General features: G+C 62.6%; 7 protein-coding genes. 6 read left to right on the top strand and 1 reads right to left on the bottom strand.

What is annotated here, in order from left to right:
* From EOA86_RS18975 to EOA86_RS18960, 4 genes are all read left to right on the top strand, one after another.
* Nucleotides 1-514, top strand: a 514-nt coding sequence (locus EOA86_RS18975; protein ID WP_164891828.1) for a flavodoxin-dependent (E)-4-hydroxy-3-methylbut-2-enyl-diphosphate synthase, incomplete at its 5' end; no start/stop codon positions are given.
* 4 nt (nucleotides 515-518) lie between these two features.
* Nucleotides 519-1,391 (top strand): lytic transglycosylase domain-containing protein, encoded by an 873-nt coding sequence (locus tag EOA86_RS18970; protein WP_128343083.1) that lies wholly within the window; start codon nucleotides 519-521, stop codon nucleotides 1,389-1,391.
* A gap of 83 nt (nucleotides 1,392-1,474) precedes the next feature.
* The gene (locus EOA86_RS18965; protein ID WP_128343081.1) at nucleotides 1,475-2,212 is read left to right on the top strand and encodes a class I SAM-dependent methyltransferase; all 738 of its coding nucleotides are present in this window, start codon (nucleotides 1,475-1,477) and stop codon (nucleotides 2,210-2,212) included.
* Between the two features lie 275 nt (nucleotides 2,213-2,487).
* Nucleotides 2,488-3,396: a LysR family transcriptional regulator gene (locus tag EOA86_RS18960; RefSeq protein ID WP_128343080.1), complete on the top strand. Its 909-nt coding sequence runs from the start codon at nucleotides 2,488-2,490 to the stop codon at nucleotides 3,394-3,396.
* Between the two features lie 25 nt (nucleotides 3,397-3,421).
* Here EOA86_RS18960 and EOA86_RS18955 read toward each other — a convergent pair whose 3' ends face one another.
* Nucleotides 3,422-4,339: a polyprenyl synthetase family protein gene (locus tag EOA86_RS18955; RefSeq protein ID WP_128343078.1), complete on the bottom strand. Its 918-nt coding sequence runs from the start codon at nucleotides 4,337-4,339 to the stop codon at nucleotides 3,422-3,424.
* A 78-nt stretch (nucleotides 4,340-4,417) separates the two neighbouring features.
* Here EOA86_RS18955 and EOA86_RS18950 point away from each other — a divergent pair, with 78 nt between their 5' ends.
* Nucleotides 4,418-5,188, top strand: coding sequence for a transglycosylase domain-containing protein (locus tag EOA86_RS18950; protein WP_127211057.1), 771 nt, complete (start codon nucleotides 4,418-4,420; stop codon nucleotides 5,186-5,188).
* Nucleotides 5,189-5,326: 138 nt separating this feature from the next.
* Nucleotides 5,327-5,509 (top strand): 50S ribosomal protein L32, encoded by a 183-nt coding sequence (gene rpmF, locus EOA86_RS18945; RefSeq protein WP_029348751.1) that lies wholly within the window; start codon nucleotides 5,327-5,329, stop codon nucleotides 5,507-5,509.
* Nucleotides 5,510-5,845 lie beyond the last annotated feature (336 nt).

Genomic DNA, 5,845 nt, shown 5'->3' with positions numbered 1-5,845 from the left:
CGCCTCGTCCGCGGCGATGGGCATCCTGCTCCAGCAAGGCATTGGCGATACGATTCGCATCTCGCTGACACCGGAGCCGAATGGCGACCGCACGCGCGAGGTGCAGGTGTCGCAAGAACTCCTGCAGACCATGGGTTTCCGGCAGTTCGTGCCGATCGTCGCCGCCTGCCCCGGCTGCGGTCGCACGACCTCTACCGTGTTCCAGGAACTCGCCCAGAATATTCAGGCGGATCTGCGCAAAAACATGCCGGTGTGGCGTGAAAAATATCCCGGCGTCGAAAACCTCAAGGTCGCGGTGATGGGCTGCATCGTCAACGGTCCAGGTGAATCCAAGCATGCCGACATCGGCATTTCGCTGCCCGGTACCGGCGAGACGCCGACGGCGCCGGTGTTCGTCGACGGCAGGAAGGCGGCGACGCTGCGCGGCCCTTCGATTGCCGCCGACTTCGAAAAAATGGTCGCCGATTATATCGAGCAGCGGTTTGGGCAACCTGGCAAGGCCGCGGCGGAGTAGGTCGATGCGGCGCTTCCCCTGGGCGACGCCGGTTTTGCTTGGTGGATTGGTTTTGCTTGGCGGGCTCGGCTGGGCGACAGCCGCCCACGCCGATCCGCCGCGCCCTGCCAAGCAGCGGCTGCTCGACCGTGTTTGCAACCTGATCGAGGTCCATGCCGATCAAAACGGCCTGCCCAAGGACTTCTTTGCCCGGCTGATCTGGAAGGAAAGCCGCTTCGATCCCAATGCGGTCAGTCCGGTCGGCGCCGAAGGCATAGCCCAGTTCATGCCGGGCACCGCCAAGATACGCGGCCTTGCCAATTCCTTCGATATCGAGCAGGCTATCCCGGCCTCGGCAAAATATCTCGCCGAGATGAAAACCGGCTTCGGCAATCTAGGCTTGGCGGCCGCCGCGTACAATGCCGGTGAAAACCGGGTCTGGCGCTGGCTGAGTTCCGGTGGCTTCCTGCCAATGGAGACCGAAGACTACGTTCTGGACATCATGGGCGAGCCAGCCGACAGGTTCACCGACACCGCCTATGCCGGCACCATCCGGCCGCTCGACAAGAAAGCGAGCTTCGCGGTCGCCTGCCGCAGGCTGCCGGTCATCAAGTCCCAAACCGTGGCCATGGCGTCGATCAACATCCAGCCGTGGGGCGTGCAGGTGGCCGGCAATTTCCGCCGCGCCGCGGCGCTCAGTCAATGGAATGGTGTGAAGCGCCGGTTTCCGGATTTGCTTGGCGGGCATGATCCGGTGGTCAGCCGGGTGCGCACGCCGATCGGCAGGCGCGGCATCTATGCGGTCCGGATCGGCGCCGACTCCAAAGCCAAGGCCAACAACATCTGTCAGAAACTGCAAAGCGTCGGCGGTGCATGCATTGTGGTGCGCAATCGGTGATGGGTAGCGACCGATTTGCCAAGAAACCGCCGAAGCTGCGCATTCACGAATTCTGCCGCTCTCTGGCTCCAGCTATAGGCCACATGACCGACCTTCTTTACAGCGATCCCGACCTCGTCCAGTTCTATGATATCGAGAACGAAGGTGGCGTGGACTTCGACTATTGCGTCGGCTTTGCCAAGGACGCGGGCTCGGTTCTCGATCTCGGCTGCGGTACCGGGCAATTGGCCGCCGCGCTCGCCGATCGGCGCAGCGTGACCGGCGTCGACCCCGCGCCGGCGATGCTCGACATCGCGCGCCGCAGAGCCGGCGGGCAGAGGGTCGACTGGGTCGAGGCCGATGCGCGCAATGTCCGGCTCGGACGACGCTTCGATCTGGTGATTTTGACCGGGCACGCTTTCCAGGTGTTTCTGACGCCAGAAGATCGAGAGGCGGTGCTTGCCACGATCGCCGTTCATCTGGCTGCCGACGGGTGCTTCATCTTCGATACGCGAAATCCAGTCGCGCAGGAATGGCTCGAGTGGACGCCGGAATGGTCGCAACGGGAACTCAGTCATCCCGAATTGGGCACTGTAAGAGCGTGGAACGATTTTCGGCGCGATCCCGCTACCGGCGTCGTCACTTACTCGACCCACTACGTAATCTCCGATAGCGCGCGGGTGCTCAGCGCCGAATCGAAAATAGCCTTCCCGGTAAAGGAAAGCCTTGCGCAGATGCTGGACGAGACCGGGCTGGTCGTCGAAGCATGGCTCGGCAACTGGCGTGGCGAGCCATACGGTCCGACATCGCCGGAAATCATTCCGATCGGCCGGTTGCGCTAGCCCGGACGTTGCTTCGCCTTGAGCGGTTCCCCATCCTTTGACGTGACCGACTGAGCACGCGGATAATACGAAGACATAACCGGCCAATTGCGGCGCTGCGCTGGCGACGTGCCCACCGATGCAACTCGTGAGCATCGCGGAGATTTGGCTGTTCTGAACGCATCGCACCTCCTCGCCGGTATTTTGGATGCTGAAGAGGAAATCATATTATGTATCGCGCGTGCCGATAATCGATGATAATTTCTGTTCATCTGTGACGAGTTGGAATAGATGACATGGACCGGCCAGAAACGATGGGTGTGTTCCTGTCGGTTGTCGAGGAAGGCGATTTCTCGGCGGCGGCACGCCGGCTGCGGTTGAGCCCATCGGCCGTCAGCAAGGTCATCGGGCGGCTTGAGTCCCGCCTTGGCGTGCGATTGCTGCAACGCTCGACGCGGCGGATCAGCTTGACGGCGGAAGGCAGCACCTATGCCGATAGCGCTCGCCGTATCCTGAACGACATCAAAGAGGCTGAAATCGCGATTCAACCCGGCGCAGAACCGCGCGGCCGGCTGCGGGTCAGTCTTCCAAGCGCCTTCGGCCATCGTTTGATCGTGCCGATGTTACCGGCGTTCATCGATCGCTACCCTGCCATCGAGCTCGAGCTAATGTTCACAGATGCGATTGTCGACCTGTTGGCTGAGGAAACGGACGTCGCAGTGCGCGTTGCCGCCCAGAGCGATTCCAGGCTGGTGATGCGGCGGCTGGCGCCCAATCACCGTGTCATTTGCGCGTCAGCTCGGTATCTCGAAAAACACGGTATCCCGATGACGCCAGGCGATCTTCAACATCATACATGTCTTGGCATCACATCACGCGGCGGCCTCAATATCTGGGAATTCGATGGCCCGGACGGTCCGCAAAGCATGCGTATCCGCAGCCCGATAGAGGCCAACAGTACGGAAGCGCTACGCCGGCTGGCGCTCGCCGGTGTCGGCATCGTCCGTATGTCGGAGATATTGGTTGGACCGGATATCAGAGTAGGCAGACTGACCGCATTGCTCACCGGATACAATCATCATGACGGACCACCAATCTGCGCCGTCTATCCGCCTGGCCGAATCCTGTCGCCGCGTGTGCGCGTGTTCGTGGATTTCCTGGCGGAACAATTCGCCAACCCTCCTTGGCTACACGGCGCGCCATAGGACGCGAGTACAACTTGGAACAGCGTCAGCTGTTGCGGGCCGCCACGAATTCGGCTGCCTGCTTCAGAAGCACGGCCTCGTCGCCATAGGGATGAAGCAAGGCATGGGCCTGGTCGACGAGGCCCTGAAGCTGGCCCCGCGCCCAATTGGGGCCGTGCAGCGCCACCAGCGTCGCCTTGCCGGCGGCTGCATCCTTGCCGGTTGCCTTGCCCATCTGGTGCGCGTCCGCCGTCAGGTCGAGCAAATCGTCGGCAAGTTGAAAGGCAAGCCCGATCGCGGAGCCGAATTCCGCCAGTCTTTCACGGTCGGCCGCTGGCGCGCCGGCAAGGATTGCGCCCGCCTCGCAGGCGAAGCGGATCAGTGCGCCGGTCTTCATCGCCTGAAGCCGGATTATGCCGGCCTCGTCCGGCCTGATACGCTCGGCTTCGAGATCGAGCATCTGGCCGCCGACCATGCCGCCAGCTCCGGCAGCGCGGGCCAGCGCCAGCACCAGCGCCGCCCGTCGCTCGGCCGGCAGCATTGTCGCTTCGTCCGCAATGATGTCGAAGGCGAGCGCCAGCAAGGCGTCGCCGGCGAGGATAGCGGTCGCCTCGTCGAAGGCCTTGTGCACGGTCGGCTGGCCACGGCGCAAATCGTCGTCGTCCATGGCCGGCAGATCGTCATGGATCAGCGAATAGCAATGCACGCATTCGAGCGCCGCCGCCACGCGCAGCGCCGTCTCGCCGTCCGCGGAAAACAGCGCGGCGCTTTCCATGACCAGGAAGGGGCGCAGGCGCTTGCCGCCGTTCAGCACGCCGTGGCGCATCCCCTCCATCAGACGTTGCGGCCGCGCGATCTCGCCTGAAAGCGGGCGGTCGTCGAGCAGTCGCCTGAGCATCGCCTCGACCGGACCTGTGCGCGCGACAAGCGCTGCCTCGAACGGCATTTGATCGTCTTTCGTCATGCCGGGGACGGGTAGCCGACACTCAGACGTTGCGCAAGAAGCCAAGCGCCATTATGCCGGGGTAGGGAGCAGCATGGATTGAGCGGCTTGGCGGAACCGATCGTCGATTACGAAACCGAAGGGCTGGACATGGTGAGGCCGAAACGCGGCAACCGCATCGGTCTCAAACGTTGGCCCCGGCACTGGGTCCGGCGCGGTATCACCGTCGCCGTCGTGCTGGCGCTGATGCCGGTGGTGCTGACCTTTCTTTATCTCCCGCCGTTCGTTCATCCGGTATCGACACTGATGCTGAAGGATCTGGCGACGTTTTCCGGCTATGACCGGCGCTGGGTCTCGATCGACGATGTGGCGCCGGCGCTGGCGAATTCGGTCATCATGTCGGAAGACGGGCAGTTCTGTTTCCATCGCGGCATCGACCTTGGCGAGTTGAGGGGCGTCGTCGACGATGCGCTGGCCGGCGAGATGACGCGCGGCGCCTCGACCATCACCATGCAGACCGTGAAGAACCTTTATCTCTGGTCGCGGCCGCTGGGCTCGGTCCGGAAAGTCGTCGAGCTGCCGCTGGCCGTCTATGTCGACATGGTGATGTCGAAACGGCGCATCATGGAAATCTATCTCAATATCGCCGAATGGGGGCCGGGCATCTATGGCATCGAGGCCGCCGCCCAGCACCATTTCGGGGTTTCGGCAAAACGATTGTCGCGTCGCCAGGCGGCGCTGCTTGCCGTCACCTTGCCGAACCCAATCGCGCGCAACCCGGCGAAGCCCGGACCGGGGCTGAGACGGCTGGCCGCGCTGATCGAGCGGCGCGCGGGCCGGTCCGGCGCCTATGTCGGCTGTCTGCGTTAGCTTAAAAAAATTTGCGGCGACGCTGGCCAAAACGGCGCGGGGCGTGTATAGGCACCCGACTTTCTCAGATTCCGGCCCCTGACGCGGCCCTTTCACGAGGGCAGCCGGGGCATTTTGACCATGTAATGGAGCATATCCATGGCCGTACCGAAACGAAAAACCTCTCCGTCGAAGCGCGGCATGCGCCGTTCGGCCGATGCCTTGAAGGCCCCGACCTATGTCGAGGACAAGAATTCCGGCGAGATGCGCCGCCCGCACCATATCGACATGAAGACCGGCATGTATCGCGGTCGCCAGGTTCTGGAGCCGAAGGAAAGCTGAGAACGCTTTCGACGGTTTTGTGACTCCCGAAGACCGGCCATTGCGCCGGTCTTTTTGCATTTGGCGGAGATGATCGCCCACCGAACCAATTTCAGAGAGCTCAGCAGCCGTACCGGACGGCAGCCGCGCCGGCTGACATGGTTATTTCGCACCGTCTTGGTCCGTGTTCGCGGTCACGTACGAAAAATCTTGACGGCGAACGCCGAGCGCATACTAGAGAAGGTTGTCCAACCGGAGCCTTCTGATGTTCGGTGCCATCCCGCTGCTGATCGTGCCCTTCGTCCTCTATAATCTGGGGCTTCTGGGAATATTTGGCGGCGGCGACGATCCCTGGGC

It is taken from the genome of Mesorhizobium sp. M5C.F.Ca.IN.020.32.2.1 (assembly GCF_004023105.1).
Lineage (GTDB): Bacteria > Pseudomonadota > Alphaproteobacteria > Rhizobiales > Rhizobiaceae > Mesorhizobium > Mesorhizobium wenxiniae.
Note: the sequence above shows the minus strand (reverse complement) of the source record. Positions and strands in the feature narration are given on the sequence as shown.

Coding starts and splice junctions, on each gene's coding strand:
- EOA86_RS18970 (WP_128343083.1), top strand. CDS start 519: ATGCGGCGCTTCCCCTGGGCGACGCCGGTTTTGCTTGGTGGATTGGTT.
- EOA86_RS18965 (WP_128343081.1), top strand. CDS start 1,475: ATGACCGACCTTCTTTACAGCGATCCCGACCTCGTCCAGTTCTATGAT.
- EOA86_RS18960 (WP_128343080.1), top strand. CDS start 2,488: ATGGACCGGCCAGAAACGATGGGTGTGTTCCTGTCGGTTGTCGAGGAA.
- EOA86_RS18955 (WP_128343078.1), bottom strand. CDS start 4,339: ATGACGAAAGACGATCAAATGCCGTTCGAGGCAGCGCTTGTCGCGCGC.
- rpmF (WP_029348751.1), top strand. CDS start 5,327: ATGGCCGTACCGAAACGAAAAACCTCTCCGTCGAAGCGCGGCATGCGC.